We start from the raw sequence: 778 nt of genomic DNA, 5'->3' as shown, positions 1-778 counted from the left end.
GTATCGCAGCGTCGGCGGCCTGCCGGCGCTGCCGCGCGGCGAGGACAACGCCCTCGTCGCCCGCGTCCGCGAGGCCGGCGGACGCCTGCGCCACTGTCCCGAGGTGTCGGTGATGGTCTCCGACCGCGCCGCCGGCCGGGCGCAGGGCGGCATGGCCACCGAGATGGTCCGGCGCGCCGTCACCGCCCGCGCCGGCCTCCCCTACCGCCTGCCCGCACCGAGCCACTGGGAAGCCGTGATCGCGCGGCGCGCAGCGCGAGGCTCGCGCCGGTATGGTCGCCGTGACGGGGGGCGGGATCGTGCGGCGGCGGATCGAGCGCGTCCTCGATCCGGCGGACGGCGGCCCAGTAACGCTCGATCCGGTCATGCAGGTCGGCGAGCGCCGGATCGGTCTCTTGTTCCGGGTCGATCACGAGACGGCCGCCGACGATCTCGGCGCCCTCCAGCGCCCGGAGGTTGGCAGCGAGCCAGGTCCGCGGCACCCGCGCGTCGGCGTCGGTGGTGAGCAGGATGCCGTCGGGATGCCCGTCGGCGTCGAGCCAGGCGGCGCCGGCATCGAGCGCCATCCGCCGCGCGGTGCCGACATGGGCCTCCGCCGGCTCGAGATGCGCCTCGATCACCCGGATCGCGAGCGCGGGCGCCTCGCCCGCCGCCTCCATCGCGCGCACGGCGGCGACCGTGCCGTCGGTGCAGTTGTTGGCCACGATCAGGACGCGCAGGGGCGTCCCGGCCGAGAGGCCGTCCTGAGCGGCCAGCGAGCGGAGGAGGCGCGGCAGGC

2 pseudogenes are annotated in these 778 nt (G+C 76.9%); one reads left to right on the top strand and one right to left on the bottom strand.

What is annotated here, in order from left to right:
- Positions 1 to 256 (top strand): annotated as a pseudogene (locus FV223_RS32265) (glycosyltransferase family 2 protein); the annotation flags it as partial.
- Here the strand turns inward: FV223_RS32265 and FV223_RS29040 are convergent.
- A pseudogene (locus tag FV223_RS29040) lies at positions 243 to 776 on the bottom strand (glycosyltransferase family A protein); the annotation flags it as partial. The pseudogenes FV223_RS32265 and FV223_RS29040 overlap by 14 nt on opposite strands.
- Positions 777 to 778 lie beyond the last annotated feature (2 nt).

This window comes from Methylobacterium sp. WL116, assembly GCF_008039455.1.
Classification (GTDB): Bacteria; Pseudomonadota; Alphaproteobacteria; order Rhizobiales; family Beijerinckiaceae; genus Methylobacterium.
The sequence above is the reverse complement of the archived record's forward strand: the minus strand, read 5'-3'. Positions and strand labels throughout refer to the sequence as shown.